This window comes from Achromobacter sp. 10T422 (genome assembly GCF_056394065.1).
Genome location: NZ_JBFTHD010000003.1, coordinates 386,347 through 406,023, shown reverse-complemented (window position 1 = coordinate 406,023; position 19,677 = coordinate 386,347). Strand labels below are relative to the sequence as shown.

Here is a 19,677-nt window from a genome sequence, read left to right as displayed (position 1 = left end):
TCCAAAGAAGGAAACCTTCATGACGCAGCAACTGCCTCCGGGCGGCCATCTCGACCCGCAAGACGAACCGACCAACCCGCTGCGCCGCTGGCTGCTGAGCGCCGGCGCGCTGATGGGCGCGGGTGCGCTGTTTCCCAACGTGATCTTCGCGCCCGCTTATGCCGACACCCAAAGCCTGCCCAACACCGTGGACGGCGCGGCGCGCGGCGGCGTGCTGAACGCCGTGGTCCACCCCGAGCCGCCCACGCTGGCCTTCTACCTGAACTCGTCCACGCCCACCGGCGCCGTGGTCAGCAAGATCTTCGACGGGCTGGTCGAATACGGACCGGACTTGAAGCCGCGCCCGCAACTGGCTGAAAGCTGGGCCGTGTCGGATGACGGCAAGACCATCACGTTCAAGCTGCGCCAAGGCGTCTTGTGGCATGACGGCAAGCCGTTCACGGCGGCCGATGTGAAGTGGTCGGCGGAAGCGGTGTGGTTGAAGCATGCGCCCAGCGCGCGCCGCGTGTTTCAGTACTTGCAGAAGGTGGAAACGCCCGACGACCACACCGTGGTGCTGCACCTGTCGCAACCCACGCCCGTGGCGTTGAACGCCATCGACTCGTTGGGCGCGCCCATTCTGCCGCGCCACCTGTTCGAAGGCACCGACATCCAGAACAACCCCTACAACAACAAGCCGATTGGCACCGGCCCCTTTGTGTTCAAGGAATGGAACCGGGGCAACTACATCGTGCTGGAAAAGAACGACAAGTACTGGCAGCCGGAACGCCCGTACCTGGACCGCATCGTGTGGAAGATCATTCCCGATGTGTCGGGCCGCGCCACGGCGCTGGAGACGGGCGGCGTGGCCTACGGCGAACGCAACCCTGTCGCCTTCACCGATGCCACGCGCCTGTCCAAACTGCCCAAGCTGGCGGTGGACACGTCGGGCTACAACGGCTTTGCCGCCTGGCTGTGGCTGGAAGCGAATCTGCGCGACCCGATTTTGTCGCAGCTGAAAGTGCGCCAGGCCATCGCCCACGCGGTCAACAAGCAAGTGCTGGTGAAGACGGTATGGAACGGCTATGCCGAACCCTTCGTAAGCCCGGTGCCGTCGCTGGTGAAGCCGTATCACAACCCGAACGTGCAGCAGTATCCCTATGACCCGGCGCTGGCGGAAAAGCTGCTGGACGAAGCGGGCTTTCCCCGCAAGGCCGACGGCTGGCGCTTTGCGTTGACGCATGACTACATCCCCTTTGGCGATGACTACCGCCGCACCGGCGAATTCGTGCGTCAGGCGTTGCGCAAGATCGGTATTGACGTCACCTTGCGTGGGCTGGATCTGGCGACGTGGACGCGCAACGTTTTCACCGACTACAACTTCCAGCTGATCAGTTCGTGGGGCACGGTGCTGATCGATCCGCAGCTGGGCGTGGAAACGCGGTACTGGAGCAAGGCCGAAGCGAAAGGCACGCCCTGGTACAACGTGTCGGGCTACAACAACCCCGACATGGACCGCGCGATTGAAGCGGCCCAGGTCGAGACCGATCCGAAAAAGCGCATTGAGCAATACAACGAGGTGCAGCGCCTGGCGCAACGCGACCTGCCGCTGATCGGGCTCTTTGAATTCCGCTGGTTCGGCGTGTGGGACAAGCAGGTGCGCAACGTGACGGACGCGTCCTCACATTCGCGCAACAACTTTGCCAACGTCTGGCTAGGCAAGGCCTGACGGCCGCGGGAACCTCACCATGCGCCTGCCCCGCCCCTTGCGTTACCTGCTTCAGATTCTTTTTGTCGTAGGAGCCACCGCCGTCGCCAATTTCTTCCTGCTCAAGCTGGTGCCGGGGGATCTGGTGGACGTCATCGCCTCTGAAAACAGCGGCATTACGCCGGAACACGTGGCGCAGTTGCGCGTGGCATATGGGCTGGACCAAAGCGTGTGGGCGCAACTGGGCTATTACCTGAAGAGCCTGGCGTCACTGGACCTGGGCTATTCGTTTCGCTATGGCGAGCCGGTGGCCGATCTGATCGCCGGCCGTTTGCCCGCAACGCTGGCGCTGATTGGCACCGGCCTGGCGTTGTCGGTAGCGCTGGGCGTGCTGTTGGGCGTACTGGCCGCCCGGCGCCCCCACGGCGTGCTGGACACCCTGCTGTCGGCCCTGGCCACGGCGGGGTATTCCGCGCCGATGTTCTGGACGGCGCTGATGCTTATCGTAGGCTTTGGCGTGCACCTGAACTGGCTGCCCGTGGGCGGCATCCGCGATGTGGGCGCGGCCTACACCGGCTGGGAAAAGTGGCTGGACTACGCGCGGCACCTGGCGCTGCCGGTGACAACGGTTGCGATCTACTACGTGGCCATCTACGCGCGGCTGTCGCGCGCCTCCATGATTGAAACGCTGCAAGAGGACTACATCCGCACCGCCCGCGCGCGCGGCAACGGCGAAGCGCGGGTGATCTGGCGGCATGCGTTGAAGAACGCCATCCTGCCCGTCATCACCATGCTGGGCTTGCAAAGCAGCGCGTTGCTGGGCGGCAGCATCGTGGTCGAAACCGTGTTCGCGTGGCCGGGCCTGGGCCAGCTGTCGTTCGAAGCCATCGCCAGCCGCGACGTCAATCTGTTGCTGGGCATCCTGCTGATGAGCGCGGCGCTGGTCGCCTTGATGAACATTGCCGTGGATGCCACCTACGGCTTGCTGGACCCTCGGGTAAGAAAGACATGAAGCAGAATCTGCTGGCCGTGCTGCGCCTCTTGCGCGCCCCTTCCGCTGCCGTGGGCGCGGGCATCCTGTTGATCGTGCTGGGCGCTGCCGCAACGGCGTCGTGGCTGTTCCCGGGTGACCCGCTTGAAATGGTCGGCGCGCCCTTTACCTGGCCCGGCGAAGACGTGGAGTTTCCGGCCGGCACCGACCTGATGGGCCGCGACATCCTGGCCGGCCTGTTTCACGGTGCGCGCGTGTCGCTGCTGGTGGGCGGCGCGTCCGCCGCCATCGCGCTTTTCATCGGGCTGATGGTGGGCGCCTTTGCCGGCTATGCGGGGCCGCGCGTCGATGCGGTGCTGATGCGCATCACCGAACTGTTCCAGACGGTGCCGTCCTTCCTGCTGGCGATTGTGCTGGTGGCAATTCTGGGGCCGTCGTTATCCACCATCATCTTCGCGCTGGGCGTGACGTCGTGGACGGGCATCGCGCGCCTGACGCGCGGCGAATTCATCGCGCTGCGTGAACGCGAGTTCGTGCGGGCGGCGCAGACCTTGGGCGCGGGCCATGCGCGCATCATCTTTCTTGAAATTCTGCCCAACGCGTTGCCGCCCATCATCGTGACCACCGCTGTGCTGGTCGCACACGCCATCCTGTCAGAGGCCGGCCTGGCGTTCCTGGGCCTGGGCGACCCCAATGTGGTCAGCTGGGGCAGCATGGTTGGCGCCGGACGCGAGGCGTTGCGCACCGCCTGGTACATGACGGCGCTGCCGGGGTTGACCATCATGGCCACCGTGCTGGCGCTGAACCTGCTGAGCGATGCGGTGAACGACGCGCTCAATCCCAAACTGCGCCGCCATCGGGCCGTTGCGCCCGCCGCCGCGCGCTAGCCCGCCCTGCGAACCATCATGACCACGCTGATCGACATCCAAGGCTTGAACGTGTCCTTTCCCGGGCATCAGGCCGTACGCGGGCTGGACCTGCACATCCATGCTGGCGAAACGCTGGCGCTCGTAGGCGAATCCGGCTGCGGCAAATCCACCACCGCGCTCGCCTTGCTGGGCTTGCTGCCGCGCCATGCGCGCGTCGCTGGCCGTATCGCGTTTAACGGACAGGACCTGTTGGCGCTGACCGAACGCCAGCGCTGCGCCTTGCGCGGCGACCGCATCGCCATGATTTTCCAGGAGCCGATGACAAGCCTGAACCCGGTGCTGACGCTGGGCGAGCAGATTGGCGAGGCACTGCGCCTGCACCGCGGCGCCAGCGCTCGCGCGGCCCGCGCGCGCGCCATCGAATTGCTGGACCTGGTGCGCGTGCCGGAACCGCAGCGCCGCGTGGACGACTATCCGCATCGGCTGTCGGGTGGCCAACGCCAGCGCGCCATGATCGCCGCCGCCATCGCCTGCCAGCCTGCACTGCTGGTGGCGGATGAGCCCACCACGGCGCTGGATGTGACCGTGCAGGCGCAGATTCTGCAATTGCTGGACGACCTGCGCGCCGAGCTTGGCATGGGGCTGCTGCTGATCACCCACGATCTGGCCGTGGTCGGGGAATGGGCGGACCGTGTGGCCGTGATGGTGGGCGGCGAGAAGGTCGAAGAAGGTCCGGCGGCAACACTGCTGAGCCAGCCGCGCCATCCGTACACACAAGGCTTGCTGGGCGCCTCGTTACAGCTGGACGACGCCACCCACTACCGCACGCGCCGCCTGCCGGAAATCCGCACCCGCCTGGACCCGGAGTCTGGGCGGCCGGTGTTTGGCCTGGTCACGCCCCCGCGCGTGGCCGCCGCGGCCAATGACCCCGCGCCGCCCGGCACGCCGCCCTTGCTGCGAGTGGAAAACCTGCGCGTGCAATACGCCACGCGCGAAGGCGCGGCGACGGCGGTGGACGGGGTGTCATTCCAGCTGGCGCCCGGGGAAACCCTGGGGCTGGTCGGCGAATCCGGCTGCGGAAAATCCACCTTGTCGCGCACGCTGGTGCGCCTGCTGACACCGGCGTCCGGCCGCATCCTGCTGCGTGGCGAAGACACCGCGCAACTGGACCGCCGCCGCCTGGCCGCTTACCGCCAGAGCGTGCAAATGATTTTCCAGGACCCGTATGCGTCGCTGAACCCCCGGCATACGGTGAACGACATTCTGGAAGCGGCGCTGCGCATCCACCGTGTGTCGGACCGGCATGAGCGGCGGCGGCGCATCGACCACATCCTGGATGCCGTGGGCTTGCCACGGGCGGCGCTGGCGCGCTATCCCAGCGAGTTCTCGGGCGGGCAACGACAGCGCATCGGCATCGCCCGGGCGCTGGTGCTGCGGCCGGCCGTTGTCATCTGCGACGAGCCAGTGTCCGCGCTGGACGTGTCCGTGCAGGCACAGATTCTGAATCTGCTGGTGGACCTGAAGGCCGAGTTCCGCTTGTCGTACCTGTTCATTTCGCACGATCTGTCGGTGGTGCACTATCTGGCGGACCGGGTGCTGGTGATGAATGCGGGCCGGATCGTGGAAGAAGGCCCCAACGCCACCCTATGGCGCCACCCCCGCCACCCCTACACGCGCAGCCTGATCGACGCACTGCCCCAGGGCCTGGCGACCCGCGACGACGCGTTGCGCCGCCGCGCCTGAAGGCGAGAGCTGCCTCGTCCTTATGCGGGACTGGATTGCCGATAACGGCGAGCCTATACTGATTTCGCCGTTGCTCGACCTTCGTTGCTCGACATTCCTTTTTCTAAAGGAGAAGCGACATGTATCGGCACTTGCTCATCGCCGTGGATGGCTCCCTGCTGTCCGAATCGGCTTTCAAGCGCGCGCTCGTTTTCGCCAAGGAAATGGGCGCGACCATCACCGTTATCCGCGCCATACCGGAGGACCATCTGCTGGTCTATCAGGCCGAGATGCTGGGCACGACCCAAGCGCACCATACTGACCAGGCGCGGAAAAACGCGCAGAGCTATCTGGAAGGCCTGGAGATGGAAGCCCGCCATGCGTTGGTGCCTTGCAGCACCGTTGTCATGGTCAACGATCACCCGCACGAGGCCATCGTCGAGACTGCGAAAAGCGAAGGCTGCGACCTGATCATCATGGGCTCGCACGGGCGGCACGGCATGACCGGCTTTCTGTTGGGCAGTGAAACGCAGCGCGTGCTGAACAAGACGCGGCTACCGGTGCTGGTGTTCCGGTAGCGGCTGCGCAGGCAAAGGTGGCGATGGTGGCGGCGTCCGAGCCGGACGCCGCCAGGCCACGTCGGACCGCGTCAGGCGACAGGCGCCAGCGCGTGTTGGAAGGTGAAGCTGTCGGCGTACAGATGGTCCAGGCTGGCCCCGCGCGCGGCCAGCTGGTGTTTGGCGTCCAGGATCATCGCGGGCGCCCCGCACAGGTAGAAGGCGTGCTCGGACAAGTCGGCGTGGTCTTGCAACACCGCGTCCTGCACATGGCCGCGCCGGCCTTCCCAGCTGGCGCTTGCACGCGACAGCACCGGCACGTAGGTGAATTCGTACAAGCGCCCTGCCCAGCTTGCGATCTCGTCTTGCAGATACAAGTCGGCTTCGGTGCGCATGCCCCAATACAGGCTGACCGGCGGGCAGTCTTCCTTGTCCAGCAAGGATTCCAGAATGGCCTTGATCGGCGCAATGCCGGTGCCCGTGGCCATCATGATGAGCGGACGCCAGTCTTCCTCGTGATAGCTGAACACGCCCAGCGGCGCTTCGATATTCAACGCTGCGCCGGCCTGCGCCTGCCCCAGCCAGTGGTCGGTATACCGGCCGCCGGGAATGCGGCGCACATGGAAATCCAGCAGCCCGCTGGCAGGCGCCGACGCCATCGAAAAACTGCGCGTTTCGCCATCGGGCAGCAGCACATTCATGTACTGGCCCGGCACGTAGTCCAGCGCGTCATCGGGCAGCGCCAACGTCAGATGAATGATGTCGTCCGTGTACGCCTCAATGCGGTGCACGGTGGCCGGCAGCTGGCGCGGCTCGGGAAACTGCTGCCGGCTGCTGGCCACGCTGATGCACAAATCGCTTTCCGGGCGGGCCTGGCAGGCCAGCGCGTAGCCATCGGCGGCTTCCTCGGGCGTCAGGGCCATGGGGAATTCGTCGTAGCGCACGGCGCCGGATTCCAGCTTGATGCGGCAGGTGCCGCAGCCGCCGAACGTGCATTCGTGCGGCAGCTTCACCGCCGCGCGCACGGCGGCGTCCAGCACGGATTCGTCCGGCTCCACAACGAACGCCTCGTCCGTTTCCAGGATATGCACGCGGTATGCCATCGCGGCCTCGCTCGTTTCGTCGTTATTTTTTGATGTCGGCCTGCACCAGCACTTTCATGCCGCGCGGCTCCAGCAGTTCGGCCAATGCCGCCAAGGCGGCCAGGCCGGCTTGCGTGTCCTGTTCGCCGTTGCCGCCGCTCAAGCCCACGCCGCCGATCACCTCGTCATTCACCACGATCGGAAAGCCGCCGACGAACACCGCGAACTTGCCGTCGAAACTCCATTGGATGCCGAAGGCTTCGTTGCCGGGCAGCGCGGGGCCGTTGGGCGGCGTGTTGAACAGATGCGTCGAGCGCTTGTGCCCCGCTGCGGTGAACGCCTTGTTCCACGCAATCTGCGGGCCGGTGATGCGCGCGCCGTCCATGCGTTCCAGCGCGATGGGATAGCCGCCGTCATCCACGATGCAAATGGATTCCAGGACGCCGATAGCTTCCGACTTGGCGATAGCCGCGCGCACCATCAGGCGGGCTTCTTCCAGTTCCAGGCGATAGATCTGCTTCATTTCGTAGCCTCTTTGTTTGCGCGGGTTCAGCCGGCGCGGTAGATGGTTTTGATCTGCGTGTAGAACTCCAGGCCGACGCGTCCCGATTCGCGGAACGTGGAGGTGCTGGAATGCTTCAATCCGCCAAACGGCGCGTTGATCAAGTTGCCGGTGGTGGTGCGGTTGATCTTCACCGTGCCCGCCTGAATGTCGCGGGCGAAGCGGTGCGCGTAGCGCGCGTCGGTGGTGGCGATGGCGGCCGACAAGCCGTATTCGGTGTCGTTGGCTTTGGCGATGGCGTCGTCATAGCCGTCGACTTCGATCAGTGCGATCACCGGGCCGAAGATTTCTTCGCGCGCGATGCGCATCTGCTGCGTCACGTCGGTGAACAGCGCGGGCGTCACGTAATAGCCGCGTTCAAAGCCCGGGCCGGTGAGCACGTCGCCGCCGCACAGGTGCGTGGCTTCCTGCTTGCCCACGGCGATGTAGCTCAGCACGTTGTCCAGCTGCTTGCGCGTGGCCAGCGGACCCAGGTCGAAATTGCCGTCCAGCCCGTTGCCGATGGTCAGCGTCTTGACGCGCGCGACGAGCTTGTCGGTGAACGCCTGGCGCACGCGGGCGTCGACCAGGACGCGGCTGGTGCCGGTGCAGGCCTGCCCGCTCAACGAGAATCCGCCCTTGACCGCCAGGTCTACCGCCCGGTCAAGATCGGCGTCGGCCAGCACGATCAGCGGGTTCTTGCCGCCTAGCTCCATCTGCGTGCGGGTAGTCAGGCCCGCGCTGCGGTGGATCTGTTCGCCTGCGGCGGTCGAGCCGGTAAACGAAATCGCGCGCACGGCGCGCGCGCTGGTGATGGCCGGGCCAACCGCCGACGCCGGGCCGATCACCAGGTTCAGCACGCCCGCGGGCAAGCCCGCCTGCACGAAGGCCTCGGTCAGCCGGTAGCCGGACAACGGCGCATCCGACGACGGCTTGAACACGACGGTGTTGCCGGCGATCAGCGCGGGCGCGATCTTGCGGGCGGGAATCGAAATGGGGAAGTTCCACGGCGAGATCACGGTGACCACGCCCAGCGGCTCGCGCTGGCTGTAGACGACCATGTCGGGATCATCGTTGACGAAGGTTTCACCGGTGAAAGACTGCCCTTCCACCGCATAGAACCGGATCGTCTGCGCCGAGCGCATCACTTCGTCCTTGGCCAGGTTCAGGCTTTTGCCCTCTTCCCGGGTCAGCTCGCGGGCGAAGGCGTCGGCGTGGTCTTCCAGATATTGGGCGGCGCGAAACAGGATGGCAGCGCGCTTGGAGATGGGCACGTCGCGCCAAGCGGCGAACGCGGCGTCGGCGGCGGCCACCGCGCGGCCGGCATCTTCGGCGTCGGACAGGGGGAACAAGCCCACCACGTCGGACGTGTCCGCCGGATTGATATTCGGGGCCGTGCGGCCGGTGGCGCTGGGCACCCAGGCGCCGCCGATGTGATTCATGAAGGCCTGCTGCGAAAGATCGTCCACGGGTGCGCTTCCTTTATTGATACGGAGTGGCCGGATTGGTCGTCTGAGATAGCTTATGAACATTGTATACTTTAATCAGTAGGCGACGATCCGTGGAAACCCTGGCTGATGGGTCAGGGGTCACCGCCAGAGATAAGAAAAAGGGCCCCGCAGGGCCCTTTTTGCCTTCCGGTCCGGGTCAACTCCAGATCAGCACGGCGCAAATCGTCGAAACGAACAGCGCCAGCAACACTGGCAGCAGTAATGCCCGCACGAGCGACAGCACGTTCACCCGCGCAAACCCCGCCACCGCAATCAGTGACGACCACGCGATCAGCGTGCCGCCGCCCGTCCACACCGCGCCCATCTGGCCCACCGCCGCCAGCGTGGCCGGGTCCACGCCCACCACCGGACCCAGCGCGCCAGACAGCGTGCCGGTCAGCGGCAGGCCGGCGAAACCCGAGCCGTCGATGCCGGTGATCATGCCCACCAGCAGCACGCCAAAGGCCACCAGGAAGTGGTTCTCGGGGATCAGGTGCTGGCCGGCCGAGATGACTTCGAACAACAGGCCCGGGGCTTGCGCCTGCGGCACGCCCAGGATCTGCGCGGCGGTTTCATTGGCGCCCACGAAGAAGAAGCCCGCAATCGGCAGCACCGACCCCATCGCCTTGAAAGCGAAGACGAAGCCGTCCGTGACGTGTTCGGGGCAGACGTCCAGCATCTTGCGCGGGCCTTCGGCGGCTAGCGTCACGAACATCATCACCACGAAGGCCACGCCGCCCACCAGCGCCGCCGCATCGCCGCCGCGCAAGGCGGGCAGCGACGGAAACATGCGGGGCAACACCATCACCGCAATCACCGCCAGGAACGCCAGCGGCGTCACCACCGCGAAGGTTTTCGACCAGCGCACACGGCGGCGCTCTTCGTCGCTGATGGCGGGGCCGGTAGGCAATGCCGGATCAGCGCCCATGGTGCCGCGCGCCAGCTCGGCCTTGTCAAAGGAACCCGATTGCTCGATGCGCGCCAGGCTGCCGTCTTGCGCGCGGGCCTGCCAGGCGTCCAGCAGCGCGGCGTTGGCGGGCACGATGTGCTTGCGGATCAGCAGGTAGGCCGTCACCAGCGCCACCGCGCCGGTGATCAGCGACAGCACCAGCGCGCGGTCGGCCACCACGGCCGCGCTGACCGCCGCGCCCGCCGCCTTGGCGCTGATGCTGGGCGCCACCCCGATCACATAGTCGGACGACAGCGCCATGCCCTGGCCGGCAATGGCAATCGCCATGGCGCCGGCCAGCGGGGGCAGCCCGGCCGCGATGGCGGCGGGCAGCAAAATCGCGGACACCAGCGGCACGGCGGGCGTGGGCCAGAAGAACAGCGAAATCACATAGGTACAGAGCGCGATGATCACGAACGACGAGTGGCCGCCCCGCATCACCCGCCGGAACGGCTGCACCATGCGCACATCCGCCTGCAAGGTCTTCAAGGCGTTGAGCAGGGCGGTCATGAAGGTAATGACCAGGAAGATATTGAAAAGCTCTTTGGCGGCCACGAAGCTGGCCGAGAAGATGCCGATCAGCGCGCTGATCGGATTGCCGGTGATGGCAAGCACCACCAGAAACGTGCCGATTACCGATGGCACAACCACGTTGGCCCGCAAAATCATCGTCAGGATGATGGCGGCCACGCTGATCAGATACATCCAGTGAGCAGCGTTGAGCACGACGTCCGCTTGCATGCGCGATTCCCCTTGTGACGTGGCTGTTAGGTCGCCACAATCGGTATACTATATTTCGTTGTAAGCCATACCAACCGAAATATGCAGCGCCTAGGGAAACCGATAATTCTGAAAAACCCATGAATAAGCGCCGAAAATCAAGGGATTACCCTAGGATTTGCGGTGCGTTCGCGAACCGGGCACTTAGGCCTATCTGACTATCGTATACAAAAAGGAACATAGCCCTAGATGCTATCCACCCTGACGTTCCCGGATGCCTGGCACTACGCCGCCATGGCGGTGGTGGTGTTCGGCGCCGCCGTGGCGCAAGGCGTGGGCGGCATCGGCTTTGCGATGTTTGCCGCGCCTGTGGCGGCGATGTTCTTTCCGCAGCTGGCGCCCGGCCCGTTGTTGACGCTTGGCGGCTTCATCTCGTTATTGACCGCGCTGCGCGAACGCGCCTTCATCGACTGGTCCGCCGTGTCCTATGCGCTGGCCGGCCGCGCGGTCGGCACGCTGATCGCCATCTACGCCATGGCGCGCTTCGCCCCGCAAACGCTGGGCGTGCTGTTCGCCTGCATGATCCTGGCCGCAGTGGGCTTAAGCGTGGCGGGCTTGCGCTTTACGGCCACGCCGGGCCGCGTGTCGGGCGCGGGAGTGGCCTCGGGCATCATGGGCACGATGACCTCTGTAGGCGCGCCGCCCATCGCCATCGTGCTGCAACACACCGCGCCCCCGCAGCTGCGCGCCACCTTGGGCGTGGTGTTGTTCCTGGGGTCGATTTTCTCGCTGGCGATGCTGGCGCTGGCTGATCGCTATACGGGTTACCACGCGGGGCTGGCGCTGAGCCTTGCGCCCTTTCTGCTGGCCGGTTTTGCGGTCTCCAACCGGTTGCGCACCCTGTTGCCACCGCATGCCGTGCGCAGCGTTTTGCTCGCGGCTTGCGCGCTGGGCGCGATAGGCGTGTTGGCCAAGGCGTTCTGGGGTGCTTGATTTGCGTCGCTTCCGAACCTGCATTCGGCTACACCCGGTAATACAATGGAGAATGTATCCATTAATCCAACCATGCTCGCCATGACCACTTCGCCTGTCAGCACCCAAGCCGTAGAGACGCAGTCTTCCGCACCGCTGAAGATCGGCGAGCAGCACCCCCAGTTGTTCGCCGTCATTCGCGACAAGCTGCGCGAACGCATTCTTAGCGGCGAATTCACCCCCGGTGACCGCCTGGTGGAAGGCCGCTTATCCGAAGAGATGGGCGTGTCGCGCATTCCCGTGCGCGAGGCGCTGCGCGCGCTGGCCGCTGAAGGGCTCGTCACCATCGAGCCGCGCCGCGGCGCATCGGTATCGGTGCTGTCCGACGCCATTGCCTACGACATGGTCGAAGTGCGCGCCACCCTGGAAGGCCTGAACGCGAAACTCGCGGCGCAGCGGCGCGACGCCAAAACCGTTGAACGCCTGCAAGCGTTCCTGCGCGAAGGCACGGAAGCCGCCCGCAGCGAACAGCTGGACAAGTTCCTGGCGCTGAATTCGCAGTTCCACGAAATGCTGGCCACGATTGGCGGCAACGTGGTGCTGACCGATCTGATGCGTTCGCTGCGTGACCGCACGGCGCTGCTGTTCGCCCCCAGCAACATGCATCGCGCCAAGGCGAACTGGGACGAGCACTCGCAGATTCTGAACGCCGTCATCGCCGGCAATGGCGACCTGGCCGCGCTGCTGGCCAGCCAGCATGTACACAACGCCGCCAAGGCGTATACCGACGCGCAGCAACACGGGTCGGCGGACTAAAAAAGGCGCAAAGAGAAGAGGGGGCCGCAAGGCCCCCGTCTTTTCATTTTCGTCTTGTCGTCGCGCGTCTAATCACGCCGCGTCTTTTCAAGTCGCCGCTTCGATCGGATCGGACGCCGCGCCCACCACTACGCCCTTGCCGTTCTGCACCACCCACGACACCTTCACGTCGCCGTTCACGAAGGTCTGACACGCCATGCGGTAGCCGGCCTCGAAGTCCTCGGGCCGCAAGTGCTTGCGCTCTTTGGGTTTGATGGCGTCGGTGTGTTCCAGCCCTTCTTCAATGCGGCACTTGCACGTGCCACACAGGCCGCCCCCGCATTTGAACGGGATGCCGCCTTTCTCTTTCAACGAGACGCGCAGCAGATTGCTGTTCTCGGGCGCCGTCGCGACTTTGCCGCCGTTCGAAATAAATGTGATCTGAACCATGATGCTCAATGCTCCGCGACAGCGGCGGCGGGCCGCAGCGTCAAGGTCGATTCCATACTGCCAAAGCGCGTCAGATGCGCGAGCTCCTTGCGAGCCGCCTCCACCGACGAGAACTTCTCCAGAAACTTGGACGGCACGCGATTCACCACGTAAGGCGGCGTCTCTTCGGTGACGATCAGCCGGGTATCGCCATGCAGGCGCGCAATGCGAAAGACCGCCAGCGCGCGCCCGTAGAACACGTAGTCATAGGTCTCGATGATGTCCACCTCGTCGCCGACTTCGGTGCGGAACACGCCGGGCTTGGTCGTCAAAATCACGTATGCGGAATCCATGGCCGTCATGCCTCCACGTCCTGAAGCAATTCCACATCGCTGCTCAGCCACAACTGGCACGCCAGCCGATAGCCTTGATCGATACGATCACCCAGCTGCTTCTTTTCTTTCCAGTTCACCGGCGGCAGATGCTCCGCCCCCGCCAGCACGCGGCACGCGCACTTCGCGCACTTGCCCATGCCGCATTCGTAGCGCAGATGCGGATACGGAAATTGCTTGATGCCGGCCCGCACCACCAGATTGGTGTTGTCCTTCACCTCGTCGGTGTAGGTCTGGCCGCCTTTATGAAATACAACGGTAGGCATGAGTCTGTCGTCCAGGAACTGCGGGCCGGTTGCCCGGCATACACCGTGCAACCGGCGGGTATCGGCCAGCCAGGCAATCAGGCGGCCAGGCCCAGCTCGGGCAGCTTGATGTCGCTTTGCACGTAATCCGTGTAAAGCGCCGTGGTGTACAGCAGCCGCATCTGCGCGCCGATTTCGCAGATCTTCAGGCAGCGCTGCTGAAGCTCCACCGTATTGGCATGCTCCAGCACAATCTGATAGCCGCGTTCGCCGTGGATCTCGTCCGACACGATGTGCAGATCAAAGAACTCCACCTCTTCATCCGTGAAGCCGTACTTGTCGCGCAGCGTCGGCGTCTGCTTGCGGTAGATCGACGGCACCTGCGATTCCAGCCCCACCACCAAACCCGCCACCGCCACGATAGGGTCTTCACGCATGGCCACGGCGTAACACCAGCTTTGCAGGGCGCGCGTAGTGGGCGACATGTTGTCCGGATTCGTCACCCGTTCGCGGGTGGTGCCGCAGGCTTCGGCAAAGCGGATCAACAGATCGGTATGGCGGTCGCCGCCGATTTCTTCTTCGTACATATTGGCCAGCAGGAAGTCCTTGGCCTCGGTATAGGTGTCGGGCGTGCGGGCGTACAGATAGCCCAGGTAGTCCGCGAAGGGGCCGACGTAGTGATAGTGGTTTTCCGCCCAGCGCTGCAAATGCTCGCGGCTCAGCTTGCCTTCCGCCCAGGCAATGGAAAAGGGCGACGCATTCGCGCTCTTGCCCTTGATCGCGTTTTCCAACGCGGTGCGGAATTCATCTCGGTTCATCAGTTCTGCCATGACACGCTCCAGTCCAGTGGGAGAGATTCCAGGCTGGCTCAGCCCGGCCATGAAGAACATTGTATACCGTCTACCGTTTCAAACTGCTAGGGCAATCCCGAAGATGCACAACCTAAACAGGGTCAGACCGTTGCATATCAATGACTTGCCGCGTAGCAGCCAAACGCGGGGCAGGGTTTACGAGCAGGGCCTCGACGAGTACAATGAATACATTATCAATGCAATACGGAAATACCATGACTACCCACCATCCTCTGGGAGACGCCCCGATCGGCCAGCAACTGTTGAGCCACTACGCCCGCCGCGACGCGGTGCGCCACGCAACCCCGCTGTTCCCGTCGTCCTGGGCCGAACTCTTCGCCCCGTTCCGCGCCGCCCGCCTGCAACCGCTGCGCGCAGCCGCCCCCGCAGTCCGTCGCAACGACGACGAACCGATCTGCCAAGCGTGATCAATCGGAATCAGCCGGGGCGAGCGCCCCGGCTACATCGCCCCGCCGCCTAACGGCGGGCGCGCAAGCTGGCCCGCATCCGGGCATTCAGCAATTCAGCCTTCTGCTGCCGCCGCTCTTTACCCAGCGTCAGCATCAACACCACCACAAACCCCACCGTGTAAGCCAGCACGTCCCACCAGTCGGGCACGCTGCCCAACACCACGCGCAACACCGGCTGCTCAAGCTGCCACCCGTACACGCGCGCCAGATACTGGCCAAACTCCACCGCATACCCCGTCAGCAACGCCGCCACCGCCAGCGTCATCACGCGCGCCCGGATAAAGGTGCGATACACCAGATACGCCCACCCCACGGCAATCACATCCCCCAAAAACCCACGCAAGAACGGATAGGGCGCGCCATACAGGGCAATCAGCGCCAGCAGCGCGGTCACGGCAAGCAGGGCGGCAAACGCGCGCCCATTGAACGTCAGGGTCATGGCAAACAGTGCATCCAAACAGAGTCCAGCCCGGCAAGCGCCGGGCCACCGCGCAGCGTACTAGAAATCAAGGGAAAACCCGACTCAAGCCCGCACCAAATGCGTCACCAAAAGTTATCCCACCATATCCACCGCCTATCCACCCAAAATCCACCGCCTTACCCACACCCTTATCCACAGCCCCCACAAACAATCCCCCCAAAACGCGCAGCGAACACCCACACGCACAGCACAGCCATATGCCAAAACAGGCCGCCCGCGCGGCCGACTTTGGCGTCCCCGCAAACTCTTCCCCACCCAGCAAGTCCTGCCCAAAAACGCCAAGCACACCCCCCGCCCCAGCGCCCGCAAAGTTTCCGACAACGCAGCCTGGGGCGTGGGGGGCAGGGGGTGCGCGGGGAGTCGATGCGCCCGAGGGAATCTGAAGGAAGCGCCGCAGGCGCTGACGAAGATGACGAAGGGGCCGTCCGGAGCGAAGGCTCCGGACCGCAATCGTTGACCCGCGCACCCCCTGCCCCCCACGCCCCAGGCGGATCAAGAACCCAACCCGCGACCAAACCAACAACCCCAAATCAACCCCCAACAACCCCCAATTTCAGGCGTACCATACCCCTCACCCCGCCGTAAAAAATCCCCCCCAAAAAAGACAGACGAGCCCATGCTCCAACCCGTCTCCCCCTCCGCGGACCTTCCCGCCGCCCCCCCTGCCGCCCCGGCAGAACCCCTGACCGTCAGCACCCTCTCCCCCTTATCCTTCCCCGCCTTCCGCATCATCTGGATCGCGAACCTGTTCGCCAATCTAGGCACCTGGGCGCAATCCGTCGCCGCCGCCTGGATCATCACCACCGAACAGAGCAGCCCCCTGATGGTCGCCATGATCCAGGTCGCCGCCGCCTTCCCGCTGGTCGCGCTATCCATCCTGACCGGCGTGCTCGCCGACAACTACGACCGCCGCAAAGTCATGCTGACCGGCATGCTGCTGGAACTGTCCGGCGGCGTCTTCATCACCATCCTGGCGTTCGCCGGCCTCCTGCACCCCATCACCCTCATCGCCTCCGTCTTCTGCATCGCCATCGGCAGCGCCATCGTCACCCCCGCCTGGCAAGCCGCCGTTGGCGAACAGGTGCCGCGCGCCCACGTCGGCAGCGCCGTCCTGCTCAACAGCGTCAACTACAACGTTGCGCGCGCCGTCGGCCCCGCCATTGGCGGCCTGCTGCTGGGCGCCATGGGCGCCCCCTGGGTCTTCCTGCTGAACTGCTTCTGCTACGGCGGCCTGATCTGGGCCATCTGGCGATGGAAGCGAGACCTGCCTGAACGCCGCCTGCCGCCCGAAGGCCTGTTCGAAGGCGTCGTCGCCGCCCTGCGCTACACCCAGCACTCCACCGTCACGCGCGTGGTCATGCTGCGCTCGTTCGCCTTCGGCCTGTCGGCCAGCGCCCTGTGGGCACTGCTGCCGCTGCTGGCGCACGACCAGGAAGACGGCAGCGCCTTGCTCTACGGCTACATGCTGGGCGCGCTTGGCCTGGGCGCCATCCTGGGCAGCGCCTTCGTGCGCCGCGTGCAGGCAGCATGGGGCTCGGGCGGACTTGTCACCGTCGCCGCAGGGCTGCTGGCCGTGTGCTTGCTGGCGCTGGGCCTGACCGGCAGCCTGTGGGTCGCCTTTCCCGCGCTGCTGGTGTCAGGCAGCTGCTGGATCGGCGTGCTGGCCACCTACAACACCACCGTCCAGATGCTCGTGCCCGACTGGGTCAAGGCCCGCGCGCTGGCGCTCTACCAGACCGCCATCTTCGGCGGCCTGGCCGCGGGCTCATTCATGTGGGGCCACTTCGCCGGCACCATGGGCGTATCCGGCGCGCTGGTCACCGCCGGCATCATGCTGGGCATTACCGTTGCGCTGCTGTACCGCTCGCGCCTGCCCGAACACGTCGACACCCAATCGCTCGCCCGGGTCGACAGCACCGAACCGGCGCTGGCTGCCGCCGGCTTCAACACGCAACATGGCTCCGTGCTGGTCGCCGTGGAATACCTGATCGAACACGACAGACTGCCGGCGCTGCTCAGCGCCGCGCATCCGCTGCGATTACTGCGCCTGCGCAACGGCGCGCAGCAATGGCAGCTGTTCCGCGACCTGGAACGTGAGGGCGTCTGGCGCGAAGTCTTCCTGGTGGAAAGCTGGATGCAATACCTGCGCATGCTCGACCGCCTGACGCTGGCCGACAAGATGGTGCTGGACGAAGTCCGCGCGCTGCACAGCGGCGACAAACCGCCCGTGGTATCGCGCAATGTCAGTTATCTGGCCATGAACGAAGCGCAAGGCTTCTCGCTGCGCCGAGACCCCGAATCCCTATGACCCGCGAGGCCCGTCGATGCTTACCTCTCTTTGGCGCACATGGCGGGCCGCGCGGCACGGCGGGCCTCAGCTGGACGTCATCCTGGCGAACGCCAACCCCGACGCCCCCTTAGCCGAACGCAACCTGTGGATGGTGGACCTGTGCCGCTGGCTCGACCGCCCGGGGCGGCCAGCGCGCACACCCGCCACCGACGCCACCACCAGCGCCACCCCCGACGCCCCCGTCCGCCACCCCCAGCACGCGCGCCTGCGCTACGTGCTGCAAGTGCTGGAAAACAATCCCGAGCGCGCCGCGCCCGTCGCCGCCACGCTGCGCTCGCTGGTGGCCGACAACGATCCCACCTCGTTGCTCTGCGACACCGGTGTGGCTTCACACCCTGGCTTCTGGGGCGAATTCTGGGAACGCGCGCAGGCGCGCCTGTTGCCGCCGCCGCCCAACCGCAGCGACATGTTCGGCCTGTTCTCGCTGATCTTCCGCCGCGCCGGCGACGCGCAATGGATCGAGACGCTGGACGACGACACGCTCGCCCGCATGCGCGCACTATTTCGCATCAGCGACGGCGTGGCGCGGCCCGACCCCATCGCGCCCGAACCGCCCACCCCGCGGCTCACGCAAGCACTAACCAGCAGCATCCAGGTGCTGGTCAGCCAGGTGCGCGCCACGGGTCTGAGCCAGGACATCCGCTCGCGCCTGCCCGGCCGCGTGCAAGACACGCCTTTCTTTGCGCTGGCCGCCGCCGCGGCTGAACTGTGCGACAGCACCGCCGACACTCCCCGCGAGGTTTTCGGCCGCCGCCTGAACATGTTCCGCGCCTTGCTTGATGGCTGCCGCGCCGCCTCGCAAGGCGTCTACGACGAGCTGGAAAAAAACGGCGTATCCGTCGAAGTCGTGTTCCAGATCGAACGCATGAAACTGCGTCTGGACCGCATCGAACTGCTGCTGAGCGTGTGGGTGGACCCCACGCAGCGCCACAAGTATGTGCACCTGACCGCCGAGCTGATCCGCTCAACCCAAGCGCGCAGCAGCATCCGCCATCTGGCCGCGTCCTCGTTTGCGCAGCTGGCGCGCCGCGTGATGGAGCGCACCGCCGAAACCGGCGAGCACTACATCGCGCGTGACGCCACCGAATACCTGACGATGCTGAAAGCGTCGCTGGGCGGCGGCTTCATCATGGTGTTCACCGTCTACCTGAAGTTCTTCATCGTCTCGCTGCATCTGGACAAGTTCATCGAAGGGCTGCTTGCGTCGCTGAACTACGCGGGCGGCTTCCTGGTGATCCACTTCGCCCACTACACGCTGGCCACGAAGCAGCCCGCCATGACCGGGCCGGCGCTGGCTCACCGGCTGGATGATGCCTACACGCCGGAAGGGCGCGACGCCTTTCTGGACGACACGCTCGCCATGATCCGGTCCAACGCGGCCGCCATCCTGGGCAACCTGGCCGTGGTGTTTCCGCTGGCGTGGGCCGTGCAATGGGTGGCCGTGAACGCGCTGGACCATCCCTTGATCAACGCGGAGAAGGCGCAGGAAACGCTGGCCTCGTTTTCCATCTGGGGCGCCACCCCCATCTACGCCGCGGCCACCGGCGTGCTGCTATGGCTGTCCAGCCTGATCGCCGGATGGGCCGACAACTGGTTTGCGTTGCACCGGGTGCACGACGTGATGGCATACAACCGCCGCGTGCGGCATCTGTTTGGCGAGCGCGGCGCCGTGCGCTGGGCGGGATTCTGGCAACGCAACGTGTCGGGCATCGCGGGCAATGTGTCGCTGGGGCTGATGCTGGGCCTGGGCCCGGCCATCGTGAGCTTCTTCGGCCCGCACGTGGAAGTGCGCCACGTGACGCTCAGCGCGGGGCAGATCGGCACCGCCATCGGCACCTTGGGCTGGGACGTCGTGCGTACGCAAACGTTCTGGATGGCCGTGGCAGGCACCGCCATGACGGGGCTGTTGAACGTGGGCGTAAGCTTCGCGCTGGCGTTCAACGTGGCGCTGCGCTCGCGCAACCTGCGCCGGGGCGATCGCGATTCGCTGTCGGCCGGTGTGCGCCAGCGCATCTGGCAGCGGCCCGCCACGCTGTTCTGGCCGGTCAAACCCCGGCCCGCGCCCGAGCAGCCTTGAACGTGGT

General features: G+C 65.4%; 19 protein-coding genes. 10 read left to right on the top strand and 9 right to left on the bottom strand.

Features of this window, described 5'->3' with window-relative positions; translation table 11 throughout:
• Positions 1-19 precede the first annotated feature (19 nt).
• The 5 genes from AC1DB0_RS09450 to AC1DB0_RS09430 all read left to right on the top strand — a co-directional run bounded on the left by AC1DB0_RS09450 (position 20) and on the right by AC1DB0_RS09430 (position 5,847).
• Positions 20-1,708 (top strand): ABC transporter substrate-binding protein, encoded by a 1,689-nt coding sequence (locus tag AC1DB0_RS09450; RefSeq protein WP_054421163.1) that lies wholly within the window; start codon positions 20-22, stop codon positions 1,706-1,708.
• 19 nt (positions 1,709-1,727) lie between these two features.
• Positions 1,728-2,699 carry an ABC transporter permease gene (locus AC1DB0_RS09445; RefSeq protein WP_054421162.1) on the top strand — a complete coding sequence of 324 codons (972 nt, stop codon included), beginning with the start codon at positions 1,728-1,730 and terminating at the stop codon, positions 2,697-2,699.
• On the top strand, positions 2,696-3,565 hold the full coding sequence (locus AC1DB0_RS09440; protein ID WP_175170600.1) for an ABC transporter permease: 870 nt from the start codon (positions 2,696-2,698) through the stop codon (positions 3,563-3,565). The genes AC1DB0_RS09445 and AC1DB0_RS09440 overlap by 4 nt, the downstream gene beginning before the upstream one ends.
• 18 nt (positions 3,566-3,583) lie before the next feature.
• Positions 3,584-5,290, top strand: coding sequence for an ABC transporter ATP-binding protein (locus tag AC1DB0_RS09435; protein WP_441371386.1), 1,707 nt, complete (start codon positions 3,584-3,586; stop codon positions 5,288-5,290).
• Positions 5,291-5,409: 119 nt separating this feature from the next.
• Positions 5,410-5,847: a universal stress protein gene (locus AC1DB0_RS09430; RefSeq protein WP_054421160.1), complete on the top strand. Its 438-nt coding sequence runs from the start codon at positions 5,410-5,412 to the stop codon at positions 5,845-5,847.
• A 71-nt stretch (positions 5,848-5,918) separates the two neighbouring features.
• Here the strand turns inward: AC1DB0_RS09430 and AC1DB0_RS09425 are convergent, their stop codons facing one another.
• The 4 genes from AC1DB0_RS09425 to AC1DB0_RS09410 all read right to left on the bottom strand — a co-directional run bounded on the left by AC1DB0_RS09425 (position 5,919) and on the right by AC1DB0_RS09410 (position 10,629).
• Entirely contained in the window at positions 5,919-6,929 is a 1,011-nt protein-coding gene (locus tag AC1DB0_RS09425) for a 2Fe-2S iron-sulfur cluster-binding protein (protein ID WP_476757407.1), read from the bottom strand.
• Positions 6,930-6,951: 22 nt separating this feature from the next.
• Complete coding sequence (locus AC1DB0_RS09420) at positions 6,952-7,431, bottom strand: GlcG/HbpS family heme-binding protein (RefSeq protein WP_054421158.1); 480 nt, start codon at positions 7,429-7,431, stop codon at positions 6,952-6,954.
• A gap of 26 nt (positions 7,432-7,457) precedes the next feature.
• The gene (locus AC1DB0_RS09415) at positions 7,458-8,891 is read right to left on the bottom strand and encodes an aldehyde dehydrogenase family protein (RefSeq protein ID WP_476757451.1); all 1,434 of its coding nucleotides are present in this window, start codon (positions 8,889-8,891) and stop codon (positions 7,458-7,460) included.
• A 205-nt stretch (positions 8,892-9,096) separates the two neighbouring features.
• A complete protein-coding gene (locus AC1DB0_RS09410) occupies positions 9,097-10,629 on the bottom strand; it encodes a hypothetical protein (RefSeq protein ID WP_054421157.1) in 1,533 nt (510 codons plus the stop codon).
• Positions 10,630-10,857: 228 nt separating this feature from the next.
• On the opposite strand from AC1DB0_RS09410, the gene AC1DB0_RS09405 reads away from it, so the two are divergent.
• Entirely contained in the window at positions 10,858-11,601 is a 744-nt protein-coding gene (locus AC1DB0_RS09405) for a sulfite exporter TauE/SafE family protein (RefSeq protein WP_054421156.1), read from the top strand.
• A gap of 81 nt (positions 11,602-11,682) precedes the next feature.
• A complete protein-coding gene (locus AC1DB0_RS09400; RefSeq protein ID WP_175170602.1) occupies positions 11,683-12,396 on the top strand; it encodes a GntR family transcriptional regulator in 714 nt (237 codons plus the stop codon).
• 87 nt (positions 12,397-12,483) lie between these two features.
• Here AC1DB0_RS09400 and AC1DB0_RS09395 read toward each other — a convergent pair whose 3' ends face one another.
• The 4 genes from AC1DB0_RS09395 to AC1DB0_RS09380 form a co-directional block, all read right to left on the bottom strand.
• Positions 12,484-12,834, bottom strand: a complete 351-nt coding sequence (locus tag AC1DB0_RS09395; protein WP_454668179.1) for a 2Fe-2S iron-sulfur cluster-binding protein — start codon at positions 12,832-12,834, stop codon at positions 12,484-12,486.
• Positions 12,831-13,157 (bottom strand): hypothetical protein, encoded by a 327-nt coding sequence (locus tag AC1DB0_RS09390; protein ID WP_054421398.1) that lies wholly within the window; start codon positions 13,155-13,157, stop codon positions 12,831-12,833. The genes AC1DB0_RS09395 and AC1DB0_RS09390 overlap by 4 nt, the downstream gene beginning before the upstream one ends.
• A gap of 5 nt (positions 13,158-13,162) precedes the next feature.
• Positions 13,163-13,462, bottom strand: coding sequence for a 2Fe-2S iron-sulfur cluster-binding protein (locus tag AC1DB0_RS09385; protein ID WP_054421154.1), 300 nt, complete (start codon positions 13,460-13,462; stop codon positions 13,163-13,165).
• Between the two features lie 77 nt (positions 13,463-13,539).
• Positions 13,540-14,271, bottom strand: coding sequence for a TenA family transcriptional regulator (locus AC1DB0_RS09380; RefSeq protein WP_476757406.1), 732 nt, complete (start codon positions 14,269-14,271; stop codon positions 13,540-13,542).
• Between the two features lie 236 nt (positions 14,272-14,507).
• Here AC1DB0_RS09380 and AC1DB0_RS09375 point away from each other — a divergent pair, with 236 nt between their 5' ends.
• Positions 14,508-14,720: a hypothetical protein gene (locus AC1DB0_RS09375; RefSeq protein ID WP_476757405.1), complete on the top strand. Its 213-nt coding sequence runs from the start codon at positions 14,508-14,510 to the stop codon at positions 14,718-14,720.
• A 49-nt stretch (positions 14,721-14,769) separates the two neighbouring features.
• Here the strand turns inward: AC1DB0_RS09375 and AC1DB0_RS09370 are convergent, their stop codons facing one another.
• A complete protein-coding gene (locus AC1DB0_RS09370) occupies positions 14,770-15,201 on the bottom strand; it encodes a ribosomal maturation YjgA family protein (RefSeq protein ID WP_054421397.1) in 432 nt (143 codons plus the stop codon).
• Between the two features lie 658 nt (positions 15,202-15,859).
• Between AC1DB0_RS09370 and AC1DB0_RS09365 the strand changes: the two genes are divergently transcribed.
• Positions 15,860-17,551 (top strand): MFS transporter, encoded by a 1,692-nt coding sequence (locus AC1DB0_RS09365; RefSeq protein ID WP_447980841.1) that lies wholly within the window; start codon positions 15,860-15,862, stop codon positions 17,549-17,551.
• A gap of 16 nt (positions 17,552-17,567) precedes the next feature.
• Complete coding sequence (locus tag AC1DB0_RS09360; protein ID WP_476757404.1) at positions 17,568-19,670, top strand: site-specific recombinase; 2,103 nt, start codon at positions 17,568-17,570, stop codon at positions 19,668-19,670.
• The last annotated feature ends 7 nt before the right edge of the window (positions 19,671-19,677 follow it).

Excerpts from the sequence above, each read along its gene's own strand:
- AC1DB0_RS09435 (WP_441371386.1), top strand. The coding sequence starts at position 3,584 with ATGACCACGCTGATCGACATCCAAGGCTTGAACGTGTCCTTTCCCGGG.
- AC1DB0_RS09370 (WP_054421397.1), bottom strand. The coding sequence starts at position 15,201 with ATGACCCTGACGTTCAATGGGCGCGCGTTTGCCGCCCTGCTTGCCGTG.
- AC1DB0_RS09390 (WP_054421398.1), bottom strand. The coding sequence starts at position 13,157 with ATGGATTCCGCATACGTGATTTTGACGACCAAGCCCGGCGTGTTCCGC.
- AC1DB0_RS09360 (WP_476757404.1), top strand. The coding sequence starts at position 17,568 with ATGCTTACCTCTCTTTGGCGCACATGGCGGGCCGCGCGGCACGGCGGG.
- AC1DB0_RS09450 (WP_054421163.1), top strand. The coding sequence starts at position 20 with ATGACGCAGCAACTGCCTCCGGGCGGCCATCTCGACCCGCAAGACGAA.
- AC1DB0_RS09405 (WP_054421156.1), top strand. The coding sequence starts at position 10,858 with ATGCTATCCACCCTGACGTTCCCGGATGCCTGGCACTACGCCGCCATG.
- AC1DB0_RS09440 (WP_175170600.1), top strand. The coding sequence starts at position 2,696 with ATGAAGCAGAATCTGCTGGCCGTGCTGCGCCTCTTGCGCGCCCCTTCC.
- AC1DB0_RS09375 (WP_476757405.1), top strand. The coding sequence starts at position 14,508 with ATGACTACCCACCATCCTCTGGGAGACGCCCCGATCGGCCAGCAACTG.
- AC1DB0_RS09425 (WP_476757407.1), bottom strand. The coding sequence starts at position 6,929 with ATGGCATACCGCGTGCATATCCTGGAAACGGACGAGGCGTTCGTTGTG.
- AC1DB0_RS09380 (WP_476757406.1), bottom strand. The coding sequence starts at position 14,271 with ATGGCAGAACTGATGAACCGAGATGAATTCCGCACCGCGTTGGAAAAC.
- AC1DB0_RS09365 (WP_447980841.1), top strand. The coding sequence starts at position 15,860 with ATGCTCCAACCCGTCTCCCCCTCCGCGGACCTTCCCGCCGCCCCCCCT.
- AC1DB0_RS09410 (WP_054421157.1), bottom strand. The coding sequence starts at position 10,629 with ATGCAAGCGGACGTCGTGCTCAACGCTGCTCACTGGATGTATCTGATC.
- AC1DB0_RS09430 (WP_054421160.1), top strand. The coding sequence starts at position 5,410 with ATGTATCGGCACTTGCTCATCGCCGTGGATGGCTCCCTGCTGTCCGAA.
- AC1DB0_RS09415 (WP_476757451.1), bottom strand. The coding sequence starts at position 8,891 with ATGAATCACATCGGCGGCGCCTGGGTGCCCAGCGCCACCGGCCGCACG.
- AC1DB0_RS09400 (WP_175170602.1), top strand. The coding sequence starts at position 11,683 with ATGACCACTTCGCCTGTCAGCACCCAAGCCGTAGAGACGCAGTCTTCC.
- AC1DB0_RS09420 (WP_054421158.1), bottom strand. The coding sequence starts at position 7,431 with ATGAAGCAGATCTATCGCCTGGAACTGGAAGAAGCCCGCCTGATGGTG.
- AC1DB0_RS09445 (WP_054421162.1), top strand. The coding sequence starts at position 1,728 with ATGCGCCTGCCCCGCCCCTTGCGTTACCTGCTTCAGATTCTTTTTGTC.
- AC1DB0_RS09385 (WP_054421154.1), bottom strand. The coding sequence starts at position 13,462 with ATGCCTACCGTTGTATTTCATAAAGGCGGCCAGACCTACACCGACGAG.